Annotated in this window: 20 protein-coding genes; 9 read left to right on the top strand and 11 right to left on the bottom strand. The window is 66.4% G+C overall.

The genetic code is table 11. From position 1 onward, the window contains the following. The first annotated feature begins 13 nt into the window (after positions 1-13). Together ppk1 and NX782_RS13945 are read left to right on the top strand one after the other, a co-directional pair. Positions 14-2,176, top strand: a complete 2,163-nt coding sequence (gene ppk1 / locus NX782_RS13950; RefSeq protein ID WP_258846075.1) for a polyphosphate kinase 1 — start codon at positions 14-16, stop codon at positions 2,174-2,176. After that, on the top strand, positions 2,142-2,615 hold the full coding sequence (locus NX782_RS13945) for a SixA phosphatase family protein (protein WP_258846074.1): 474 nt from the start codon (positions 2,142-2,144) through the stop codon (positions 2,613-2,615). Before ppk1 ends, NX782_RS13945 begins: the two co-directional genes overlap by 35 nt. Positions 2,616-2,731: 116 nt before the next feature. On the opposite strand, the gene NX782_RS13940 is transcribed toward NX782_RS13945, so the two are convergent. The 3 genes from NX782_RS13940 to NX782_RS13930 all read right to left on the bottom strand — a co-directional run bounded on the left by NX782_RS13940 (position 2,732) and on the right by NX782_RS13930 (position 5,256). Further along, positions 2,732-4,207: a TIGR01777 family oxidoreductase gene (locus NX782_RS13940; RefSeq protein ID WP_258846073.1), complete on the bottom strand. Its 1,476-nt coding sequence runs from the start codon at positions 4,205-4,207 to the stop codon at positions 2,732-2,734. Further along, positions 4,204-4,650 carry a cell division protein gene (locus NX782_RS13935; RefSeq protein WP_258846072.1) on the bottom strand — a complete coding sequence of 149 codons (447 nt, stop codon included), beginning with the start codon at positions 4,648-4,650 and terminating at the stop codon, positions 4,204-4,206. The genes NX782_RS13940 and NX782_RS13935 overlap by 4 nt, the downstream gene beginning before the upstream one ends. Positions 4,651-4,713: 63 nt before the next feature. Then, positions 4,714-5,256 (bottom strand): GbsR/MarR family transcriptional regulator, encoded by a 543-nt coding sequence (locus tag NX782_RS13930; protein ID WP_258846071.1) that lies wholly within the window; start codon positions 5,254-5,256, stop codon positions 4,714-4,716. Positions 5,257-5,556: 300 nt separating this feature from the next. Between NX782_RS13930 and NX782_RS13925 the strand changes: the two genes are divergently transcribed. The 3 genes from NX782_RS13925 (at position 5,557) to NX782_RS13915 (ending at position 7,728) form a co-directional block, all read left to right on the top strand. Next, a complete protein-coding gene (locus tag NX782_RS13925) occupies positions 5,557-6,321 on the top strand; it encodes a hypothetical protein (RefSeq protein ID WP_258846070.1) in 765 nt (254 codons plus the stop codon). Continuing rightward, positions 6,302-6,568: a hypothetical protein gene (locus NX782_RS13920; protein WP_258846069.1), complete on the top strand. Its 267-nt coding sequence runs from the start codon at positions 6,302-6,304 to the stop codon at positions 6,566-6,568. The genes NX782_RS13925 and NX782_RS13920 overlap by 20 nt, the downstream gene beginning before the upstream one ends. 155 nt (positions 6,569-6,723) lie before the next feature. Beyond that, on the top strand, positions 6,724-7,728 hold the full coding sequence (locus NX782_RS13915; protein ID WP_258846068.1) for a D-alanine--D-alanine ligase family protein: 1,005 nt from the start codon (positions 6,724-6,726) through the stop codon (positions 7,726-7,728). A 24-nt stretch (positions 7,729-7,752) separates the two neighbouring features. Here the strand turns inward: NX782_RS13915 and NX782_RS13910 are convergent, their stop codons facing one another. From NX782_RS13910 to NX782_RS13900, 3 genes are all read right to left on the bottom strand, one after another. Further along, complete coding sequence (locus NX782_RS13910; protein WP_258846067.1) at positions 7,753-9,207, bottom strand: Ppx/GppA phosphatase family protein; 1,455 nt, start codon at positions 9,205-9,207, stop codon at positions 7,753-7,755. 93 nt (positions 9,208-9,300) lie between these two features. Next, a complete protein-coding gene (locus tag NX782_RS13905; RefSeq protein ID WP_258846066.1) occupies positions 9,301-10,326 on the bottom strand; it encodes a LacI family DNA-binding transcriptional regulator in 1,026 nt (341 codons plus the stop codon). Positions 10,327-10,391: 65 nt separating this feature from the next. Further along, positions 10,392-11,981 carry a tryptophan halogenase family protein gene (locus tag NX782_RS13900; protein ID WP_258846065.1) on the bottom strand — a complete coding sequence of 530 codons (1,590 nt, stop codon included), beginning with the start codon at positions 11,979-11,981 and terminating at the stop codon, positions 10,392-10,394. 177 nt (positions 11,982-12,158) lie between these two features. Between NX782_RS13900 and NX782_RS13895 the strand changes: the two genes are divergently transcribed. Then, positions 12,159-14,594, top strand: a complete 2,436-nt coding sequence (locus tag NX782_RS13895; RefSeq protein ID WP_258846064.1) for a TonB-dependent receptor — start codon at positions 12,159-12,161, stop codon at positions 14,592-14,594. Between the two features lie 32 nt (positions 14,595-14,626). Continuing rightward, positions 14,627-15,700, top strand: a complete 1,074-nt coding sequence (locus NX782_RS13890; RefSeq protein ID WP_258846063.1) for a glucokinase — start codon at positions 14,627-14,629, stop codon at positions 15,698-15,700. On the opposite strand, the gene NX782_RS13885 is transcribed toward NX782_RS13890, so the two are convergent. Further along, a complete protein-coding gene (locus tag NX782_RS13885) occupies positions 15,646-16,323 on the bottom strand; it encodes a hypothetical protein (protein WP_258846062.1) in 678 nt (225 codons plus the stop codon). The genes NX782_RS13890 and NX782_RS13885 overlap by 55 nt on opposite strands. Positions 16,324-16,414: 91 nt before the next feature. Next, positions 16,415-16,972, bottom strand: coding sequence for a M23 family metallopeptidase (locus NX782_RS13880; RefSeq protein ID WP_258846061.1), 558 nt, complete (start codon positions 16,970-16,972; stop codon positions 16,415-16,417). A 37-nt stretch (positions 16,973-17,009) separates the two neighbouring features. Here NX782_RS13880 and NX782_RS13875 point away from each other — a divergent pair, with 37 nt between their 5' ends. Then, positions 17,010-17,567, top strand: a complete 558-nt coding sequence (locus NX782_RS13875; RefSeq protein ID WP_258846060.1) for a DUF488 domain-containing protein — start codon at positions 17,010-17,012, stop codon at positions 17,565-17,567. A gap of 3 nt (positions 17,568-17,570) precedes the next feature. On the opposite strand, the gene NX782_RS13870 is transcribed toward NX782_RS13875, so the two are convergent. Beyond that, positions 17,571-17,966 (bottom strand): MarR family winged helix-turn-helix transcriptional regulator, encoded by a 396-nt coding sequence (locus NX782_RS13870; RefSeq protein WP_258846059.1) that lies wholly within the window; start codon positions 17,964-17,966, stop codon positions 17,571-17,573. Between the two features lie 103 nt (positions 17,967-18,069). Here NX782_RS13870 and NX782_RS13865 point away from each other — a divergent pair, with 103 nt between their 5' ends. Then, on the top strand, positions 18,070-18,819 hold the full coding sequence (locus NX782_RS13865) for a siderophore-interacting protein (RefSeq protein WP_258846058.1): 750 nt from the start codon (positions 18,070-18,072) through the stop codon (positions 18,817-18,819). A gap of 30 nt (positions 18,820-18,849) precedes the next feature. Here NX782_RS13865 and NX782_RS13860 read toward each other — a convergent pair whose 3' ends face one another. Both NX782_RS13860 and NX782_RS13855 read right to left on the bottom strand, forming a co-directional pair. Further along, entirely contained in the window at positions 18,850-18,990 is a 141-nt protein-coding gene (locus NX782_RS13860; protein ID WP_258846057.1) for a hypothetical protein, read from the bottom strand. A 36-nt stretch (positions 18,991-19,026) separates the two neighbouring features. Continuing rightward, positions 19,027-20,709 carry a Hint domain-containing protein gene (locus tag NX782_RS13855; RefSeq protein ID WP_258846056.1) on the bottom strand — a complete coding sequence of 561 codons (1,683 nt, stop codon included), beginning with the start codon at positions 20,707-20,709 and terminating at the stop codon, positions 19,027-19,029. Between the last annotated feature and the right edge of the window lie 94 nt (positions 20,710-20,803).

Below are 20,803 nucleotides of genomic sequence, written 5' to 3'. Positions count from 1 at the left end.
ACATTCGAGCCCAATGGATATGAAGTCAAAACCGGACGAGGCAGTGGCCGCGTCCCCCTCCGACAGCCCGGCACCCTTCCTCAACCGGGAGATATCGCTGCTGGAATTTAACCGGCGGGTCCTGGCGCAGGCCGAGGATCCGTCCGTCCCGCTGCTCGAACGCCTGCGCTTCCTGTGCATCGTCAGCAGCAACCTCGACGAATTCTTCGAAGTGCGCGTCGCCAGCCTGCTGGCCCAGCACCGCCACCAGAGCGGCGCCGACGACCTCGCCACCATCAACCTCGACGGCGCCAGCGAGGAATGCCGCCAGATCATCGCGCGCCAGTACGCGCTGCTGAACAACGAGATCCTGCCGCGCCTGTCGGAGAACGGCATTCACCTGCTGCGCCGCTCGGACCGCAACGCGGCGCAGAAGGCCTGGGTCAAGCAGTACTTCGACAAGGAAGTGCGGCCGCTGCTGACGCCGGTCGGGCTGGACCCGGCCCACCCCTTCCCGCGCGTGATCAACAAGAGCCTGAACTTCATCGTCGAGCTGGCCGGCAAGGACGCCTTCGGGCGCGGCACCGGCATCGCGATCATGAAGGCGCCGCGCGTGCTGCCGCGCGTGATCCGCCTGCCGGACGAGCTGTCCGACAAGCCGGGCGCTTCCTACTGCCTGCTGTCCTCGGTAATCCAGGCCCACATGGCCGACCTGTTCACCGGGCGCGAAGTGGTCTCGTATTCGCAGTTCCGCGTGACCCGCAACAGCGACCTCTGGGTCGACGAGGAAGAGGTCAAGAACCTGCGCCAGGCGTTGCAGAGCGAACTCCACAGCCGCAACTACGGCTTCGCGGTGCGCCTCGAAGTCGGGCGCGGCTGCCCGCGCCACCTGGCCGACTTCCTGCTCGACCAGTTCGCGATCGACCGCTCGCGCCTGTTCGCCGTCGACGGCCCGGTCAACATGGGCCGCCTGCTGGAGATCGTGAATACCAATGCCCGGCCCGAGCTGAAGTTCGGCCCCTTCGTACCGGGCTTCCCGGCCAAGCTGGTCAACCACCACGACATCTTCGCGGTGCTCAGCCGGCAGGACGTGCTGCTGCACCATCCCTTCCAGTCCTTCGAGCCGGTCATCGACTTCATCCGCTGCTGCGCCGCCGACCCGGGCGTGGTGGCGATCAAGCAGACCATCTACCGCGCCGGCGCCAACTCCGAGCTGATGGAAGCGCTGATCAACGCCGCCCTGCGCGGCAAGGAAGTCACGGTCATCGTCGAGCTGATGGCGCGCTTCGACGAGGAAGCCAACATCAACTGGGCCGAGCGCCTGGAAGAAGCCGGGGCCCAGGTCGTGTACGGCGTGGTCGGCCTGAAGACCCACGCCAAGCTGGCCCTGGTACTGCGCCGCGAGCAGGACGGCCTGCGCCGCTACGCCCACCTCGGCACCGGCAACTACAATCCGACCACCGCCAAGCATTACACCGACTTCGGCCTGCTGACCGCCGACGAAGAAATCACGCTAGATGTCAACGAGGTCTTCATCCACCTGACCAGCATGACGCGTCCGACCCAGCTGTCGAGCATCTGGCTGGCGCCCTTCTCGCTGCAGAAGGAGATCGTGAAGGCGATCCGCCAGGAAGCGGCGATCGCGCGCGAGGGCAAGCCGGCGCGCATCATCGCCAAGATGAATTCGCTGACCGACGAATCCGTGATCCGCGCGCTGTACGACGCCTCGAAGGACGGCGTGCGCATCGACCTGATCGTGCGCGGCGCCTGCGCTTTGCGGCCGGGCGTGCCGGGACTGTCGGAGAACATCCGCGTGCGCTCGATCGTCGGCCGCTTCCTCGAGCACAGCCGCATCTTCTACTTCCGCAATAATCTCCAGCACGACATCTGGCTCAGCAGCGCCGACTGGATGAACCGCAACCTGTTTCGCCGCGTGGAGGTCGCTTTTCCGGTGCGCTCGCCGGCGCTGAAGAAGCGCGTGATCCGCGAAGGCCTGCAGGTCTACCTGAAGGACAACGTCAACGCCTGGGAACTGGGCAGCGACGGCCATTACCGGCGCCGCAAGCCGCGCGGCAGCCAGGCGCCCTACAGCGCCCAGCTGCACCTGATGGAGATGCTGGGCCTGGAGGCGTCGGTGGAGTCGCATAACAAGGACAATGAGCATGGAACTGATTCTGTGGCGCCACGCCGAGGCTGAACCGCACAAGCCCGACCAACTCGCCGACCAGCTGCGCGTGCTGACGGCCAAGGGCGCGCGCCACGCCTCGCGCGTCGGCGCCTGGCTCGACCGTCAGCTGCCGGCGCAATGCCGCATCCTGGCCAGCCCCGCCACCCGCTGCGTGCAGACCGCCGAAGCGCTGGGGCGCAAGTTCCAAACCGTCGACGCGCTGAACACCGACTCGACGCCGCAGGCCATCCTGGAGGCTTGCGGGTGGCCGGACGCGCGGCTGCCGGTGGTCGTCGTCGGCCATAATCCGCTGCTGGGCCAGGTGGCTTCGCTGATCTTCTGCGGCGCGCCGCATGAGTGGAAGATCCGCAAGGCCAGCGTGTTCTGGATTGCGCACAAGGGCGAGCAGGATCCGGCGCCTTTTGTGCGGCTGGCGGTGGGGCCGGATATGGTGGGGAAGCTGCGCTGATCGTTGGTTGCCGGTTTGCGGGGCCGGTCAGGCCCCGGTTCCTTGGCTTCCTGCTTGCTCAAGTCGGTTAGTTGCAGATCACGGAGTCGGAAGCGCCCCGCAAAGGGCGCCGTCCCTTACTTCAGGCTCTGCAGGGCCTGCATTAATCCCGGATAGCGGAACACGAAACCCTCCCGCTCCAGCCGCGCCGGCACCACGCGCTGACCTTCCAGTAGCAGGTCGGCCTGCTCGCCCAGCGCCAGCCGCATCGGCCAGCCCGGCGTCGGCAGGATCGCCGGACGGTGCCAGACGCGCGCCGCGGTCCGGCTGAAATCGGCCTGGCTCACGCACTCCGGCGCCGTGAAGTTGGTGGCGCCGACCTTGCCGACATTGGCCTGCCCTGCCCCCAGCGCCTGCTGCCAGCGGTGCGCCATCGCCCGCACGACGTCGTCCACGTGGATCCATGACAGCCACTGGCGGCCGCTGCCCAGCCGCCCGCCCAGCCCCAGCAGGATCGGCAGCAGCATCATCGGCAGCGCCCCGCCCATGCCCAGCACCAGGCCGAAGCGCATGCACTCGACCTGCACGCCATACTGGGCCGCCGCGCCCGCCGCCTCTTCCCATTCGCGGCACAGGTCCGACATGAAGACCGGCTGCGGCGGCGCGGTTTCACTCAGCGCACTCGCATCTCCGATTTTCTGGATGCCGTAGTAGCCGATCGCCGACGCCGACAGCAACAGGAAGGGTTTGTGCTCGGCGCGCGCGATCCACGCGACCACGCGCTGCGTCTGCGCCACGCGGCTGCGGCGCAGCGCCGCCTTGCGTTTCTCGCTCCAGCGCGGCCCGAGGATGCGTGCGCCGGCCAGGTTGACGACCACATCGACCTGCGCCGCCGTCCCCAGTTCGTCCATCGATTCAATGCAGCGCACCCTGCCCTCGAACTGCCACGCCGCCTGCCGCGCCTGGCGCGTCAGGACGATGACTTCGTGGCCGTCGCGCAGCAGCGCCCGCACCAGGTTCTGGCCGACGAAGCCGGTGGCGCCGGTCACCAGCACCATGCGTTTGATGCGATCGAACTCGACGGGCGGCGTGTTCGCGACGCTGTCGGCCGCGCGGCCCAGCCGCAGCGCAGCCAGCCCGTCGCGCAGGCCCGACAGACCGACGCCGATGCCGCACAGCGCCAGGAACACGCTCAGCCAGCCCTGCGGACGCCAGGCCAGGCCGGTCGGCTGCGCGGCCCAGTCGCCCGCGTTCAGCGCCAGCAATGTGATGAAGGCGCCGCCATTGATCGCCAGGACCGTGTGCGTGACGCGCTCGCTGGCCGGCAGCAGCCGGGTACGGTCTTCGACCACGAAGTCCCACAGCGTCAGCACGATCTCGACGCCGAACACGCCGAGCAGCAGCCAGGCCAGCAGGCCGTGCCATTCCCAGTACGCCAGGCCGACGAACAGCAGCGCGTAGAGCAGCGCCCGCACGGCGTGGATCGCGAGTTCCTTGCGCGCCGTGGTCCGCTGCGCCAGGGTTTCGGTCAGCTCGTGGTGATAGAGGGTATCGAAGGCGCCCAGGCAGCCTTGTGCGGCCATTAGCTGCAATGCCAACGTTTGGGTGTTCATGCCTCGGCCCTCCGGTCATGGAACCACAGCCACGCCAATGGCGGCAACATCACCGCCAGCGCAAACGCATCCACCGCCACGTGCGCCCAGCAATCCGCACGCATCGATACCAGGATGTCCTGCGGCGCCCAGATGGCCAGGCCGGCGATCAGCCACAGCCAGATCGCCGGCTGGCGCAAGCGGTCCGCCAGGCGTACCAGCGCGAACATGAACAGTGCCATCACCTGCACGGTCGGGCCGAACAGCGCGATCCACCAGGTCTGCAAACCCCGTGCCTCGGCGGGCGCGCCGGCCGGCCAGAAGGCGGCTTCGACGCCGCGGTGATAGCCGTCGAACAGCGCGGCCCCGCCCAGCCAGGGCAGCAGCGCGCCGACCGCCACGTGCACGGCGCAGACCAGCAGCAGCCAGTGCACCGCCCATTTCCTCATCGCAGAATGTTCCATGTTCTTCCTCTCATTGGACGCAAAACGGGCACAGGCCGTCGCGGTACAGCGTCGGCGCGGTGTTCATGACGGCTTTTTGTCGTTCGGTCCGAGGAAGCCGGCCAGCTTGCCGCCCATCTTCAGCATGCGCTGCATGGTCTGCGGCGAGAGGTGCTTGTAGTCCTCGAAGGTGGCGCTGAGCATCTCGAGGAAGTCCAGCGTGGTCTGCATGCGCGCCAGCGCGGCGACGTCGAGTTCGGGGTCCTGCGTGCCCTCGATCGCGCATTCGCGCAGCACGGTCAGGGTCGGGTCGATCTCGCGGCGTTTGCGCTCCTCGACGATGACGCGGAAGATCTCCCACACATCCTGCAGGGCCGTGAAATGGTCGCGCCGGTCGCCCAGCACGTGGGTGACGCGCACCAGCTTCCAGCTCTGCAGTTCCTTCAGGCTGTTGCTGACGTTCGAACGCGCCACGCCCAGCGTCTCGACGATCTCGTCGGCGGCCAGCGGCCGGTCGGCCAGGAACAGCAGCGCGTGGATCTGCGCGACGGTGCGGTTGACGCCCCAGCGGGTGCCCATCTCTCCCCAGTGCAGGATAAATTTCTGCGCGGTTGGGCTGTTCAGCATGATTTTCTCTTATTTCTGTTAATGCAGAAATTAAAGAACATACTGAAAAGGATGTCAATGAAAATCCTGCAGGCGTCACCTTGTGACAATCGTGAAAGATGAAAAAAGTTTCGCTGACTGAAGAAAGGGTTGCTAGATACGCCCTGTCGTCACTTGCGATGGCGGCAAGGCCCTCTTACACTGTCCGCTGGTTAACGTCCGCTAGTGGCCACGGGCGACGTTCAGTGTTCCTTTACAACGCCGCTGAGCGGACGTTTGTGCAGGAAGAAAACTTGGTACTCAGCCGAAAGACTCTTGTATATGAATAAGTTTGCTGTACAGATCACGCTGAAGACTTTGTTGTGTCTGGCTGGGACCGCGCACGCCGACTCCAGCGTGGCAGCATTTACGGCCGACCAAAAAATTTACCAGGTCGTTCTCGACCAAGTCATAAAACATGAGGCTCCAGAAAGATTTGTTGTGTGGGACACAGCAATTCCTTCCGAAACGATTTTGCTACCCCGGGTGCCGCGCCACCTACCCGAAAAACAATTCACCTCGCGACTTCGCGGCCTGCCGCCAATACTCCAGAAGGGCTTGCTTGAACCTCGTGAACATGGTGCCGCATCCCTTGCCGGCTTAAATGTTTCAACTGACTCTGCAGCATTAATGGGGTTCGTCGAGCAAACCAGGTTCCTGAAACTCGTTGAGCATGGCAAGAGCCCTAACGGGCTTCTTGCCGTCGGCCTATCAAAAGTAGTCTTCGATCAGACCGCGAGCAATGCACTGGTCTATGTAGAGTCTTGCAGGACTTTCTCGGAGACAATCTGTGGTGGCGAAGGCTTCTGGTTCGTTCGGATTGGGCCACGCTGGAAGGTAAAAAAACAAGCATACCTATGGCAAGGGATAGCCCAGCCTTTCTGGGAATTTAAGGTACCCCTCGTTGAATCAGCGTCCGATCCGGGTCGGAGGCGGACGCTACAATACGACGGCTATCGGCCCAGAGGCGGTCGTTCAGCAGTTAGCCTTTCTACACTCGTCAACTCAATCATCCATCGAGGGCACAATGGCATCTTTGCTACATGAGGTATGGGAAGATGAAGACGGCGTGTCGGTCTTCGTGTCTGATGGAAGGCCGCCGCAATTTTTAAAGGACGATGCCAGCTTAGTCGCAACGTTTGAAGCATCGTCCTGGACAGAAGCCATGTCAAAGTATTACGAAATGTATGATCTTGGCGTGTACAAGCCCTTTGCTTCATCCTCAGAACCCTACTCTGAGGAGTTAAGAGCGCACCAAATCGAGCAGTTAAACGCGAGCAAAAAGGTCGTCTAAAGTTAAGCTTAGACAGGTCCGCTATGTCTGCTTCGGATCGGTTGCCGACGTGACACTTCGTGACTTTTTCTCGGCCTCGACCTGCTATTCTCAGCTGAACAACCGGCTTCGGCCAACTGCAACGCTCACCTTAAAACCCTCGGCATCACGGGAGCATGATGAAAATTGCCGTATTGTTCGGCGGGCTCAGCGAAGAACGCCAAGTATCGATCGCGAGTGCCGCACAAATCATTCCTGCGCTGCGCCAGAGCGGGCACGACGTATTTTCCGTCGACACGGCCACCGGTCGCCTGTCTTTGACAGATGAACAGCGCTTGCTCGAAGCCGGCGTCGCGCCGGAACCGCCGACGTCGACCGAACTTGCCACCGTCGGTGCGCAAGGAGTCGGTACGCGGGTCGATACACGCGACATCCGCGATGCCGACGTCGTGCTGATCGCGCTGCACGGCGGCGCCGGCGAGGATGGCCGCATCCAGGCCCTGCTCGACCTGGCTGGCGTGCCTTACACGGGAAGCAACCACATCGCCAGTGCCGTCGCCATGGACAAAGACCTCAGCAAGCGTCTGTTCCGGGCCGCGGGTGTGCCCACCGCGGACTGGATGATGTCGCCGGCAAGCGCCGCCGACGTCGAGCGGCAGCTCGGTTGGCCTGTGGTCGTGAAGCCGAACAAGCAGGGCTCGACCATCGACCTGAGCGTGGTGCGCGCCGCCGGCGAACTCGATGAGGCCTTGCGCAAGGCGCATCGTTACGACGACGAAGTGATCATCGAGGCTTTCGTCGCCGGCCGCGAATTCACGGTCGGCATCCTGGACGGGACAGCGCTGCCGGTCGGCGAGATTATCGTGTCGGCGGACGTGTTCGACTACAAGGCCAAATACCAGGTGAACGGCGCGCGCGAACTGTTTCCCGCGCCGATCCCGCCCGCGCAGGCGGCGCAGTTGCAGGCGCATGCGCTGCGCGCGCATGCCGCGCTCAAACTGGGATCGTACAGCCGGGTCGACTTCCGGCTCGACGACGCAGGTAACATCTACTGCCTGGAAGCGAATTCGCTGCCGGGCATGACGGCAACCAGCCTGTTACCGCAAGCGGCACTGGCGGCCGGGATGCCGTTCGCCGCCTTACTGGACCGTATTTGCCGAGGGGCGGTCGGACTGCGTTGAAGCGCCACGGCGTTCCGGGAAATGCTAGACCTGCGTCACCTGAAACCCAACCCCGACCTCACCCCAGGCCGCAACCTCCTTGTCGAACCAGGCCGCCACCGTCGGGTGCTGCCTGAGCCAGCCGCGCGGCGTGTCGATCTCGATGCGCTGCTTCATGCGCAGCTTGAGGCCGTCGAGGTCGCCGTCCACGCGCGCGTGCATGAACACGGCCGCCAGGCGCATCGCCAGCACGGCACGCGCGAGGTCGGGCGCGCCCAGCTCTTCCCGCACCTTGCGCAGGTTGCCCTTCTGGGCCAGCACGATGGTGCGCATCAGGCGCTGTTCGCGGTTGGTGAAGCCCGGCAGGTCGGCATGCTCGACGATGTAGGCGGCGTGCTTGTGGGCGCCGGTGTGCGAGACCGCCTGCCCCACCTCGTGCAGCATGCAGCTCCACAGCAGGTGGCGGCGCAGACCTTCGTCGCTGCCGGCCAGGCGGTCGTAGAGGCGGCCGGCGATGGCAGCAGTACGCAGCGCACGCCCCTCGTCGACGCCAAAGCGGCGCATGCAGGCCTGGATCGCGCTGTCGCGGCGGTCGCTGCGGCGTGCGCGCAGCTCGAGGTCGGACAGCACGCCCAGGCGCAGGCCGGCGTTGATCGCGGTGATCGCGCGCACGCCGAATTCCAGCATCGCGCCCAGCAGCACGCTCAGGCCGCCGGCCATCACGATCACGCGTTCGCGCTTGATGCCCGGCAGGTCGAAGGCGTCGACGTGGCCGGCCGCGATCAGGCGGTCGCGCAGCGCCTGCAGGCTGGCGATCGACATGGTGCCGTCGCCGAGGCGGTTGCGGGTGATGACTTCGTTGATCGCGCGGATCGTGCCGGATGAGCCGTAGGCGGCCTGCCAGCCGTGCGCGCGGTACTGGGCGGCGGCGTCTTCGAACAGGGCGCGCGCGGCGTTGACGGCGGCGTCGAAGGCGGCCGCGTCGACGCGCCCGCCCGGAAAGTACATCGCGCTCTGCGGATGGGTGCCGGTGCTGAAGGACTCGACCAGGGCGATCTCGTCGCCGCGGCCGGCGATCACTTCGGTCGAGCCGCCGCCGACGTCGATCACCAGGCGCTGCTCGCCGGGCTTGGCCAGGGCACAGGCCACGCCCATGTAGATCAGGCGCCCCTCTTCCTCGCCGGAGATGATTTCGACCGGATGGCCGATCGCCGCTTCCAGGCGCGGCAGCAGCTGCTCGGCATTGGTGGCCACGCGCATGGTGTTGGTCGCGACCACGCGCACGGCATCCAGGCGGTGCTGGCGCAGGATGGCACCGAGATCGCGCAGACTGCGCACCGCGGTGTCCATCGCGTCAGGCGTCAATGCGCCGTCCGGCCCCAGGCCGGCCGCAAGGCGGATCGGGTCGCGCGCGGTGCGCACGATGTGCATCTGGCCGGCGATCGGTTCGCCGATGTGGAGGCGGAAGCTGTTGGAGCCTAGGTCGACTGCTGCGTACATGAAATCCATCCGTTTGGCACTGCGTGCAGTATAGCCGCCCCGGATTGTACGGTGCGCGTATGTCCGTGCGATGACAGGTCCGGCGTGCCGGGTTCAGGCGACGCGCCGCACCGACTCCCGCACCACCAGGCTGAGCTGCGGCACCTCCAGGTCCAGCGGCTCCTGGGCGATCATCTTGACGATCGCCGTACCGAGGCAGCGGCCGACTTCGAACAGCGGCTGGCGCACCGTGGTCAGCGGCGGCGTCGTGTACATGGAGCTGTGCAGGTCGTCGAAGCCGATCACCGAGATGTCTTCCGGCACGCGGATGCCGCGCCGGTACAGCGCCAGCCTGGCGCCATAGGCGGTCAGGTCGTTGGCGGCGAAGATCGCGGAGAAGCGCTTGCCCGATTCCAGCAGGCGTTCGAGGGCCAGCAGGCCGCCCGATTCCGAAAAGTCGCCCGGCGCCACCAGCTGCGGGCTTTCCTTGATCTTGTGCTTGGCCAGCGTATCGCGGTAGCCGGCCAGGCGCGCCTGCGCGTCCAGGTGGTCGGCCGGGCCGGTGATGAAGGCGATCTGGCGGTGGCCCTGCAGGATCAGGTGCTCGACCGCTTCGCAGGCGCCCCAGTAGTTGTCGAGGCTGAAGCCGTAGGCCTGCGGCCCCTCCAGCTGGCGGCCGAAGGCGACGATGGGCACGCGGTTCGCCAGCTTCAGGATCTGCGCGTCCTTCAGTTTGCCGCTCAGGATCACCAGGCCGTCGACGCGGCGCGCGATCAGCAGTTCGATGCGCTCGGCTTCCTCGTCCGCGTGCCAGTGGCCGGACACGATCAGCGGCGCGTAGCCGGTGCCCTGCAGCACGTCGTCGATGCCGGCCATGGCGTCGGCAAAATAGCCGGACACCAGCGACTGGGTCAGCACGCCGATGGTGCGCGAGCTGCCGGTCTTGAGATTGCGCGCCAGGACGTTCGGCCGGTAGTTCAGCTTTTCGATCACGCTTTCGATCGCCTGCCGCTTCTCGTCCGACACCTTGGCGGTGCCGTTCAGGAAGCGCGAGACGGTCGCCGCCGAGACGCCGGCGATGCGCGCGACCTCGTGGACAGTGGCGCCGCCGTTCGCGGCCGTGGTGGAGTCTTTTCTCATCCGTTCAGTATAACAGGGAAAGCATGGCATGAAACCGGTTTCAGAAACCGTTTCAGAAACGATGTTTACGCGACCTGCCGGCTGCTCCGTCCGCCGGCGGCCTTGCGGCACATCTGCTCGACCATCGCGCGGTGCAGCGGCAGGTCGGCCTGCGCCCGCCCCGCCATTTGCGCGATCATACCGAATTCGCGGCGCGCCTCCTCGATCCGGGCCGGGTCGACGGCGCCCGGACGCAGCCCGGTCGCGAACTCCATCCCGTACAGCACATATTGCCAGCTCGACGGCGGATACATCTCGAGGTCGGTGACGAAGTCGAGCCGGTGCGGCGGACGGCTTCGCCACATCGCCAGCTTGTCGCGCAGCGTGGCCGGGATCGTGGCCGGGTCGGCGTTGTCGATCCAGAAGCGCGAATCGGTGCGCCGGGTCAGGCAGTAATGCAGCTTGATGAAGTCGACGATGCGCGCATAGCGCTCGCGCATCAAGTCATTGAACAGGCGCGCGGTCGGCGCCATCGCGCCGTCGTAGGGGAACAGGAAGCCGATCAGGTAGGCGGCGGTTTCGATCAGGCCGATGCCGGAGGATTCCAGCGGCTCCAGAAAGCCACCGGACAGCCCGACCGCCACGCAGTTCTTCACCCATTGGGTCTCGCGGTAGCCGACCTGCAGTTCAAGACGGCGCGGGCGCAAACCCTGCGCCTGCGGGCCAATGTACTCGCGCAGCACCTGCTCGGCGCGCGCATCGTCGGTGTGCCGGCTCGAATACACATAGCCGATGCCGCGCCGGTCTTGCAGGCCGATGTCCCAGGTCCAGCCGGCTTCGTGCGCGGTCGAGATGGTGTACGAAGGGATCGGCGTGTCCGGCGCCGGATACGGCACCTGCAGCGCCAGCGCGCGGTCGACGAACAGCACGTCCTGCACGCTCTTGAAGGGCGCGCCGAGCGCGTCGCCGATCAGGCGTGCGTGGAAGCCCGTGCAATCGACGTACAACCCGGCACGCAGCGCGCCCTGCTCCTGGGTGTGCACGGCAGCGATCGCCCCTGCCCCATCCAGCTCCACGCGCTCGACCTTCGCCTGCACGTGCCGCACCCCCAGCGCGCGGCCATGCTCGGCCAGCAGCGCGGCAAAGCGCCCGGCGTCGAAGTGGTAGGCGTAGTTCATCGGCCCCAGATAGTCCGCGTCATGGGCGCGCTTCGGCGCGTGCGACGCGTCGGCGATCCGCTTCTGCATCGTCACCGCCTGCGCGAAGGGCACGCCGGGGCCGGCATCGCCGTTCAGCCAGTAAGGCAGCAGCTCGAAGCCGCCGGGGCGCTGGCTGGGCTGGCTGAAGGGGTGGAAGTAGTGGTCCGCACCAGGCTCGCCGGGCGCGCGCACCCAGTGGCGGAAATGCACGCCCTGCTTGAAGGTCGCGCTGCACTCCTTGATGAAGCGCGCCTCGTCGATGCCGATGTTCGACAGCGTGCCGCGGATCGAAGGAAAGGTGCCCTCGCCCACGCCGATGATGCCGACCTCCGGCGACTCGACCAGCGTCACGCGCACGCCCTGCGCGTCGCGCGCCGCCAGGGTCCTGGCCAGGAAGCAGGCGGTCAGCCAGCCAGCGGTGCCGCCGCCGCCGATCAGGACTTCGGTGACGGGGACGACAGGGTCGGGTGCGGACATCGCAGGTCTCCTTGGGGGATTGTGGCTTTTTTGTTGATAAAGAGTTTGACATTCAATTAATCATGAATGTACTATGAAATCGATTTCAGGATGAATGAAATCGATTTCAGCAACGCACTGAACTCGACACTCGACCGCAGCAAGAAGCCTTCGACAGATAATCAATCAGGAGACAGTATGAACAAGACCGTCCTCGCCGGCCGGCGCGCCGTCACGCCCATTCAGTTTGCCATCCTCACCCTGTGCGCCGGCGTGGCGCATGCCCAGAGCACCGACCCGGCCGTCCCCGCCGGTTCCGGCGCACCGGCCGGCCTGAGCGCACCGACCGCGCAAGCCAACGACAGCGGCAAGATCGCCGAAGTCGTGGTCACCGCGACCAAGCGTTCGACCTCGCTGCAGAAGACCCCGATCGCGATCACCGCGCTGAACGCGCAGACGCTGGAAGACAACCACGTGCAGACCCTGCTCGACGTCGTCAACCTGGTGCCGGGCTTCCAGGCCACCGGCCAGGGCGACCACGGCGTGACCACCATGACCCTGCGCGGCATCGGCAACGACAGCGCCAAGACCGAATACGCCGATCCGGAAGTCGCGACTTTCGTCGACGGCATCTACTCGCCGCGTCCGGAAGGCGCCACCGCCCTGCTGTTCGACCTCGACGCCATCGAAGTGCTGCGCGGTCCGCAGGGCACGCTGTGGGGCCGCAACTCCACGGTCGGCGCGGTGAATATGCAGACCGCCAAGCCTGTCCTCGGCAGCAAGAGCGGCAGCGTCGAAGCCGGCCTGGGCGACTACCGCCGCTATGGCGCGCGCGGCGCCTTCAACATCCCGCTGGGCGAAACCGCCGCGCTGCGCATCGCCGCGGTGCACGAGCAGCACGACGGCTACGTCGACTACCAGGCCTACACCGCGCCCTCGCTGGAAAGCCAGCGCGCCGCCTGGGCCGCATCCGGCGGCGCGGCCAGCGCCTTCCAGCCGATCAATCCGAACCAGTTCGTGCGCACCGGCCCGAAATACAGCGCCCAGGACCAGACTGCCGCCCGCATCTCCTTCCTGTGGGAGCCGAGCAGCGCGCTGCGCTGGAACATCGCCTACGAGCGCTTTTCCGACCGCGGCACGCCGTCGATGAACCTGATGCAGAACCCGCGTCCGGGCCAGGATTTCTGGTCGGCCCTGATCGACACCGCGCCGACGCTGAAGCGCGATTCGGATTCGGTGCGTTCGCGCCTGGAATACCAGCTGAACCCGGACATGCAGCTGACTTACATTGCCGGCTGGTCCAAGTTCGACGGCTCCTCGACCTTCGACCAGGACGCCGGCGCCGACCTGCCGACCAGCTTCTCGACCGGCGGCAACCACCAGGAAAACAATACCGTCTATTCGCACTACACCAACTACAGCCACGAAGTCGAGCTGCAGTCGCTGGGCAGCCGCACCGTCGACTGGCAGCTGGGCCTGTACTACGGCGCCGAGGACAACGGCATCCGCTTCGACATCCCGATCTTCAACGGCACCCAGCAGGGTACCGTGAACTGGCAGGGTTCCTTCATCCAGCCGAAAGAGACGGTGAAGTCGGCGGCGGCCTTCGGCCAGGCCACCTGGAACCTCTCGAGCAGTCTCCATCTCACCGGCGGCGCACGCTACACCCACGACAAGCGCACCAACGAAGGCGGCAACGGCTACACCTGGAACGGCGATCCGAACGTGCCGCAGGTGCCGCTGTCGCCGAACATCGACCCGACCCGGCCGGGCCAGGGCTACACGCCGAACAACCCGTCCAACACCGGCGAATACAATGGCCACAAGTGGACCGGTCTGCTGCGCCTGAACTACGACATCGACCGCTACAACATGGTCTACGCCAGCGTCGCCACCGGCTACAAATCGGGCGGCCTGCAGGACGGCGGCAAACCCTATGGCGACGAGACCCTGACCAACTACGAAGTCGGCAGCAAGAGCACCTTCCTGGGCGGGAAGCTGCTGGTGAATAACGCCATCTTCTACGAGAAATTCCGCGGCTTCCAGTTCAGCGCCCCGGTCACCAACCCGGACGGCACCCGTGGCCTGGCCACCAACAATGCCGACGGCGCCAAAATCTACGGCCTGGAATCGGAGATCACCGCCAAGATCACGCCTGATGACCGTATCATGTTAGCGCTAACCTACACCCCGCACGCCAAGTTGGGCAAGCTGATCGGCGGCTCGAACGACTACACGCTGCCGGTCTGCAGCGTGCCCGGCATCAGCACCTGCCTGGACGTGACCGGCCACACCATGCCGCACACGCCGAAGTTCTCGGCCCACGTCCAGTACCAGCACGTGTTCCGCCTCGGCGAAGGCTCGACCCTGGCGCCGCGCATCTCGGCCCACTACGAGACCAAGTCGACGCTGTCGGTGTTCGACCTCGGCGAGGAAGACCGCCAGAAGGCCTACGGCCGCGCCGACCTCGGCCTGCGCTACACCCGGGACAAATGGTGGATCGACCTGTTCGTGCGTAACGTCAGCGACGAGAAGATCAAGACCAGCGCCTTCAATCCGGGCCCGCACGCGATCTGGCTGGCGCAATACCAGCCGCCGCGCACCGTGGGCTTCAACACCGGCGTCGACTTCTGAGCGCAGCCGGCGCCCGAACCTGTGAGCTCCGTATGAATCACGACGACTACCTGGACGGCCCGCGCCTGCTGGCCGACATCGGCGGCACCAATGCCCGCTTCGCGCTCGAACGCGGCCCCGGCCGCATCGGCGACGTGGCCACCCTCGCCTGCGACAGCCACCCACGCTTCGTCGATGCGGTGCGTGCCTATCTGCGCCGGCGTCCAGAGGCGCGGGTGCGGCATGCGGTGGTGGCGATCGCCAATCCGGTCGAGGGCGACCTGATCCGGATGACCAACCACCACTGGCAGTTCTCGATCGAGGAGGCGCGCACCGACCTCGGCCTGGACACGCTGCTGCTGGTGAACGACTTCGCGGCGCTGGCGATGTCGGTGCCGACGCTGGCGGCGGCCGAGCTGGTGCAGGTGGGCGGCACGGTCAACGAAAATGCGGCCCGCGCGGGCGGCACGATCGGCGTGCTGGGGGCCGGCACCGGCCTGGGCGTGGCCGGGCTGCTGCCCGCGGGCGATACGGGCGGCTGGAGCGTGCTGGCCAGCGAAGGCGGTCACGTCGCCTTTTCGCCGGCCGACGAGCGCGAACAGCAGATACTGTCTTTTTGCTGGCGCCGCTTTCCGCATGTGTCGGCCGAGCGCCTGATCTCGGGGCCCGGCCTGAGCCTGATCCACGAAGCCTTGTCGGCGCTGCGCGGCGACGCGCTGGAGACGCTGACGCCGGCGCTGGTGGTCGAGCGCGGCCTGGCCGGCGAGGCGCTGTGCCGCGAGACGCTGGAAATCTTCTGCGGCATGCTCGGTACCATGGCCGCCAACCTGGCGGTGACCCTGAACGCGCGCGGCGGCATTTATATCGGCGGCGGTGTGGTGCCGAGGTTGGGCAGCTGGTTCGCCGGCTCACCCTTCCGCGCCCGCTTCGAGCACAAGGGACGCTTTTCCAGCTTCACCGCGCGGATCCCCTGCTTCGTGATCCATGCGCCCACGCCGGCGCTGGCGGGCGCGGCGACGATGCTGTCGCAGCATCTGGGCCGCCGCAGTCGGACCGAGGCTCAGATCGCGCCTCAGATCGGATCCGTCGCCAGCTTGGAGCGCCGCACCGCCGCCTTGACGCCGTAGCGCAGCGCCGACTGCCGCACCAGTTTCTCGAACCAGGGCGGCGCGTCGGGCGCGATCACGATGCTGCGCAGCAGGCGCGTGGCATCGATCGACACCATGATTCCGTAGTGGTTTTCCTCCGAAATCGTGGAATACCCGGTGCGGTCGATGATGACGCGCACCTCCTTTTCGTATTCGTAAGCCTTGGTTTTGTAGGCGAAGATGCGGGCATAGTCGGGCGAGACGTCCAGCTTGGGGTCGCTCCAGTGCTTGACGTACTCGACCCGCTCGATCGAGATGTCGTGCTCGGTTTCCACGCCTTTCAGGGCGCCGGCCAGCTGGCCCACCGTGGTCGTCAGCGCCACCGCGCATTCCGACTTGCCGTACAACGCCCACATGGCGGCGCTGTCGTCCTGGCTGCGGTGCCAGCAATTGATGAAAACGGACTCGCGCATGCGCCGCTTGAACTGTTCGTAGGTGTAGTCGATTTCACCTCTGGCATAGGCGTCGCTGATCTGTTGTCTGAGTGAAGGGGTGAACGCGCCTTCGAACTTGTCGCTGAAGTGGTCGGCGCGGCAAAAGAACAGGGTCGAGTTCTCGAAAAAATCGAACAGCTTGGCTGCGTCGAGGTAGCGCCACAGCACGGTGTCCTGCCTTAAGTCGCCATTGATTCTTGGCTCAACGAAATTTCTAGCTTCGAGCGTATCCATTTGGACGATTGTAGTGCGATGTCTTTCAACCAGCGTGCTGGCCGGCGTCCACCCGTGCGCGTGTAGGAATCTGCCTCAGGAAGGGATACGGATTGATGGCGCCGCTCGTCGTATAGATGCCGTAGTGCAGGTGCGGCGGCGTGGTCGCGGCGTTGCCGGTGTTGCCGACATAGCCGACGATCTTGCCGGCATCGATGCGCATGCCGGCGTGCACATCGCCATAGCTGTCGAGGTGGGCGTAGTAGTGACGCTGGCCGCCCGGGCCCAGCACCCAGACCACCTGGCCGCCCAGCCGGTTGGTGCCGACCCGCATCACAATGCCCTCGGTGGCCGCCAGCACCGGCGTGCCGCGTTTGGCGAAGATGTCGATGCCTTCGTGCTTGCGGCCCTCGCTGCGCGCCCCGCCCCAGGTATCGACCAGGCGCGCCGGTTTGACGCCCGCGACCGGCACCGGCAGCGCAGTCGGTGCCGGCAGCGAGCCTAGGCGGATGGCGTAGGCCGCGCTTTCCAGCCATGGCCGCAGCACGCCTTCGAGGGCGATCAGGACGATGGCAAGCGCCAGGCTCCGCAGCAGTGTTCGCATGCGCCGCATATGGGGCCGGCTGTGCCAGAATCAAAGCATGGAAACCGTCTCCACCATCGGCCATTCGAACCGCACGATCGAGGAATTCATCGCCTTGCTGAAGCAGAACGGGATTGCCTGCCTGCTCGACATCCGCACGGTGCCGAAGTCGCGCCACAATCCGCAGTTCGGCCAGAACCAGTTGCCGGCGTCGCTGGCGGCGGCCGGCATCGAATACCGCTACCTCGCAGGCCTGGGCGGGCTGCGCCGTCCGCGCCCGGATTCGCCGAACGGCGGCTGGCGCAACACCTCGTTCCGCGGCTACGCCGACTACATGCAGACCGATGCCTTCGCGCACAACGTCGATACCGTGGTCGCCCTGGCCGAACACACGCGCTGCGCCCTAATGTGCGCCGAAGCCGTGCCCTGGCGCTGCCACCGTTCGCTGGTGGCCGACGCGCTGCTGGTGCGCGGAATCGCGGTCGAGGAAATCATCGGCCCGCAAAAGCCCAAGCCGCACAAGCTGACGGCCTTTGCCAGGGTCGAGGGCGAGCGCATCACTTACCCCTCCGACGCCCAGCTGCAGCAGGAAGCCCAGGACAGCCTGGGATTTTAAAACTCACTCGGGCAGGGTCTGCAGGTTGGCGCGCACCCTGCCCAGCAAATCCACCAGCGCGGTCTTCTCGTCCTCGCTGAAGTCCTGCAGGGCCTGTGCCTTGAGCCGGCCGTCGTTGCTGTGCAAGGCGGCATGCACGGCGCGCCCTGCTTCCGACAGGTGCAGGCGCGAACTGCGACGGTCCGTCTCGTCGGCCTGGACGTCGAGCAGGCCGCGCTCGCGCAGGGCGCGGATCTGGCGCGCCACCTGGGCCTTGTCGCGGCCGGAATGCGTCACCAGATCGCTCTGGGTGGCACCCGGATGGCGGGCGAAGAAGCCGAGCGCCTTGACCTCCATGTGGGCCAGGTCGTTGGGGCCGTCGCGCAGGCTGCGCTGCTGCGCCGAACGGTAGAGATGCATGATGGCATGCATGGTCTCGAGGACATCCTCAACCGGGATTTGGTTGACTTGATCAACTGTTTTCTGCATAATGGATGATATTATCAACTAATTTGGAGCAAAGATGACGCACGACGCCAACACTTCCACCGAACCTGCGACGCTGGTCCAGCGCGTGCGCCACGAGCTCAAATTGCGCGAGCTCGAGGTCGCGGCCATCGACGCTCTGTCTCCCGGCTTTCTCGCCATCACCTTCAGGGGTGAGGCGCTGGCCGATTTCACGTCCCTCGGTTTCGACGACCACGTCAAGCTCATGTTCGACGGCGCCCCGCCGGAAGGCCAGGTCCGGCGCGACTATACCCCACGGCGCTTCAGCCGGGAAGCGCGCGAGCTGACGATCGAGTTCGCGCTGCACGGCGATGGCGCGGCATCAAGCTGGGCGCGCGGGGCCAAGGTCGGCGACCGCCTGCTGATCGGCGGCCCGCGCGGGTCGATGATCGTGCCGCTGACGCTGGGCTGGCACCTGCTGGTCGGCGATGCGACCGCGCTGCCGGCGATTTCGCGGCGGCTGGAAGAACTGCCGGCGGGGAGCCGGGCGTTCGTGTTCGTGCTGGCGGATGCGGCGGACCGGCGCGCGTTCGGCGGCAACGCCGAGGCGCAGGTAGCGTGGCCAGCCTCCGGCGATGACCTGCTGGCGGCGCTGCGCGCGCTGGATCTGCCGGCGACGGAAACGGGCTTCGCCTGGGGTGGCGGCGAAGCCGCGCTGATGGCGCAGGTGCGCCAGGTGCTGCTCGAGAAGGGCGTGCCCAAGCAGCATATGCGGGTGTCGAGCTACTGGAAACAGGGCGTGTCCGACCACCACGAAGACCTGTAAGCCGTCGCGCCCTGCCCGATGCCCGAGCGATTACGCGGCTGCGGGGGCCGGCTGCCGGGTCTCGGCGGCGGCTGCGGTTTGCGTCTGCAGGGTGCCGGTCGTGTCCGTGCCCTCGGTCGGCGCCGTCGGTTCGGTGTCGGCCGGGAGCTGGGTGTTCTTATCTTGAGGCATGCTAGTTCCTTTCGTTGTTGAAGGGGTGGGGAAAAATTATTGGCGCACGTCCAGCGGCGCCGTGCTGGCCGCGGGATCGAGGGTCGAGCCGTCCACGGCGCGCACGCCCGCCACCTCGACGATGTAGGCGCCGGGCGCGAGATCGACGCAGAGCATGACGGCGGCCGGGCGCCGCGGATGGTGCTGGACCGCGCTCACGGCCACGCCATCGCCGATCCGGTAGTGCTTCGGATTGACCGCGCTGTGCTGCTGCACCGGTTCGCTGAACGAGACGGTCAAGCGCTTGCCGGCGCTGTCGTAGCTGGCCGAGACCACCTGCAGACCGCCCGGCGTCGGGCCGCCGGCGCAGCACGGCAGGTCGGCGCCGCCGACGGCGGCCTCCATCACTTCCAGCAGGCAGCCCAGCGATGCGCTGTCGCCGTCGGAGTCCGGCCCGGCGATCAGCATGCGGATCACCTCGCCCAGTTGGCGGGTGCCGATCAGCATCGTGTCGCGCCAGGCATTGCCGCCCTGGAGCGCGGTGCCGGCGACGATCGCAATGCCGTCGTAGAGGGCGCGTCCGGTTTCCGCCGCATAGCTTGGTGCGCGGCCGCTGCCCTGCTCGGCCAGGCAGGCGGCGCCGAAGGCCAGCACCACCGCCATCGCGCTGTCGTACAGCGCCGCCAGGCGCAGCAGGCCACCGCCGACGACCACGGTCTTCTGGCCGTACTCGGTGAAGGCGAACACGTTCGGACGGTGGCTGGTCCAGTCGATATAGAAGCGGATGCCGGGACAAAAGGTGGCGTAGAGACGCGAGTAGTAGCTCGCCATCCAGCGGTTGGTCGCGTCCGACAGCGGCCGGCGCGGCACCTCCGGCGCCAGCAGCCGGGCTTCCTGCGGCGCCGTGAACAGCGCCGCCGCGCCCGGCGGGATGACGGTGGCCGATTCGGTGTCGGCCACGAAGTCCGGATGCATCACCGGCCCGGCATCGCCATCGACAGCCGCGCCGAACGCCGAGTGATGGGCCAGCCTGTAGCGGGCCCGGTAGGCGGCGCTGCCGAGCACCGGATTGTCGGCCGCCGGCGCCGTGTGCGGCCGCATCTTCTCGGTCTCCTGGTAGCACTGCAGCGCGAAGTCGCCGGCGATGACGCCGTTGGTGATGATCAGGTGGTTGTCCAGGCAGCCCGAGAATTCCTCGTAGGCCGGCACCTCGGTGGCGATGTAGTGGACGGCGCCGAGATAGCTGCCGCTGTGCACGCGCGCGATCGGCAGCGCCTTCCCGTCCGGGCCGACCAGGCTGTCGGTGCCGGGCACCAGCTGGTCCGCCCGTTTCAGCAGGCCGCTGCCCGCCATCAGGAACAGCTGGTTGGGCGACGCGACCAGCGAGCGATGCCGCTCCCCCGGCCGGTTGGCCTCGTATTCGATGTAGAGCATCAGGTTGCCGAGGCCGCTGCCGTTCGGCGGCGAGCCGGCGCTGAACTGAACTTCCCTGGCCGACCATTCCCAGCCCGTGGCGCGCCGGCTGGCAACCAGCACCTGGTCGCCGATGGCGATGTCGCCCATCGGCCGGGTACCGTCCGGGACCGCGACCGGTGCCGTGGAAGCGAAGCACGGGTAGGTGCCATCGATGGTCCTGGGCCGGAAACCGGGCAGATTGCGGTGGCCCTGCTTGCCGTTCCAGCCCGTTATACCGGCCTGGCCTGGTAGCGTTGGCGCGGGTCGGTCGACGCTCGTTTTCATCTTGCTGTTCCCCTTCGTTGTGACGGCGCTCACTGTAGGGGAATTGCCTGAAGGATACCTTCCGATATCCTTCCGGTTTGCAAGTCATTGTTTT

The sequence above is a fragment of the Massilia norwichensis genome (genome assembly GCF_024753245.1).
GTDB classification, from domain to species: Bacteria; Pseudomonadota; Gammaproteobacteria; order Burkholderiales; family Burkholderiaceae_D; genus Telluria; species Telluria norwichensis.
This window is presented reverse-complemented; position numbering and strand designations above follow the sequence as displayed.

What these genes read in the sequence shown, in the direction of transcription:
- ppk1 (WP_258846075.1), top strand. Translation starts at nt 14, where the DNA reads ATGGATATGAAGTCAAAACCGGACGAGGCAGTGGCCGCGTCCCCCTCC.
- NX782_RS13945 (WP_258846074.1), top strand. Translation starts at nt 2,142, where the DNA reads ATGGAACTGATTCTGTGGCGCCACGCCGAGGCTGAACCGCACAAGCCC.
- NX782_RS13940 (WP_258846073.1), bottom strand. Translation starts at nt 4,207, where the DNA reads ATGAACACCCAAACGTTGGCATTGCAGCTAATGGCCGCACAAGGCTGC.
- NX782_RS13935 (WP_258846072.1), bottom strand. Translation starts at nt 4,650, where the DNA reads ATGGAACATTCTGCGATGAGGAAATGGGCGGTGCACTGGCTGCTGCTG.
- NX782_RS13930 (WP_258846071.1), bottom strand. Translation starts at nt 5,256, where the DNA reads ATGCTGAACAGCCCAACCGCGCAGAAATTTATCCTGCACTGGGGAGAG.
- NX782_RS13925 (WP_258846070.1), top strand. Translation starts at nt 5,557, where the DNA reads ATGAATAAGTTTGCTGTACAGATCACGCTGAAGACTTTGTTGTGTCTG.
- NX782_RS13920 (WP_258846069.1), top strand. Translation starts at nt 6,302, where the DNA reads ATGGCATCTTTGCTACATGAGGTATGGGAAGATGAAGACGGCGTGTCG.
- NX782_RS13915 (WP_258846068.1), top strand. Translation starts at nt 6,724, where the DNA reads ATGATGAAAATTGCCGTATTGTTCGGCGGGCTCAGCGAAGAACGCCAA.
- NX782_RS13910 (WP_258846067.1), bottom strand. Translation starts at nt 9,207, where the DNA reads ATGTACGCAGCAGTCGACCTAGGCTCCAACAGCTTCCGCCTCCACATC.
- NX782_RS13905 (WP_258846066.1), bottom strand. Translation starts at nt 10,326, where the DNA reads ATGAGAAAAGACTCCACCACGGCCGCGAACGGCGGCGCCACTGTCCAC.
- NX782_RS13900 (WP_258846065.1), bottom strand. Translation starts at nt 11,981, where the DNA reads ATGTCCGCACCCGACCCTGTCGTCCCCGTCACCGAAGTCCTGATCGGC.
- NX782_RS13895 (WP_258846064.1), top strand. Translation starts at nt 12,159, where the DNA reads ATGAACAAGACCGTCCTCGCCGGCCGGCGCGCCGTCACGCCCATTCAG.
- NX782_RS13890 (WP_258846063.1), top strand. Translation starts at nt 14,627, where the DNA reads ATGAATCACGACGACTACCTGGACGGCCCGCGCCTGCTGGCCGACATC.
- NX782_RS13880 (WP_258846061.1), bottom strand. Translation starts at nt 16,972, where the DNA reads ATGCGAACACTGCTGCGGAGCCTGGCGCTTGCCATCGTCCTGATCGCC.
- NX782_RS13875 (WP_258846060.1), top strand. Translation starts at nt 17,010, where the DNA reads ATGGAAACCGTCTCCACCATCGGCCATTCGAACCGCACGATCGAGGAA.
- NX782_RS13870 (WP_258846059.1), bottom strand. Translation starts at nt 17,966, where the DNA reads ATGCATCTCTACCGTTCGGCGCAGCAGCGCAGCCTGCGCGACGGCCCC.
- NX782_RS13865 (WP_258846058.1), top strand. Translation starts at nt 18,070, where the DNA reads ATGACGCACGACGCCAACACTTCCACCGAACCTGCGACGCTGGTCCAG.
- NX782_RS13860 (WP_258846057.1), bottom strand. Translation starts at nt 18,990, where the DNA reads ATGCCTCAAGATAAGAACACCCAGCTCCCGGCCGACACCGAACCGACG.
- NX782_RS13855 (WP_258846056.1), bottom strand. Translation starts at nt 20,709, where the DNA reads ATGAAAACGAGCGTCGACCGACCCGCGCCAACGCTACCAGGCCAGGCC.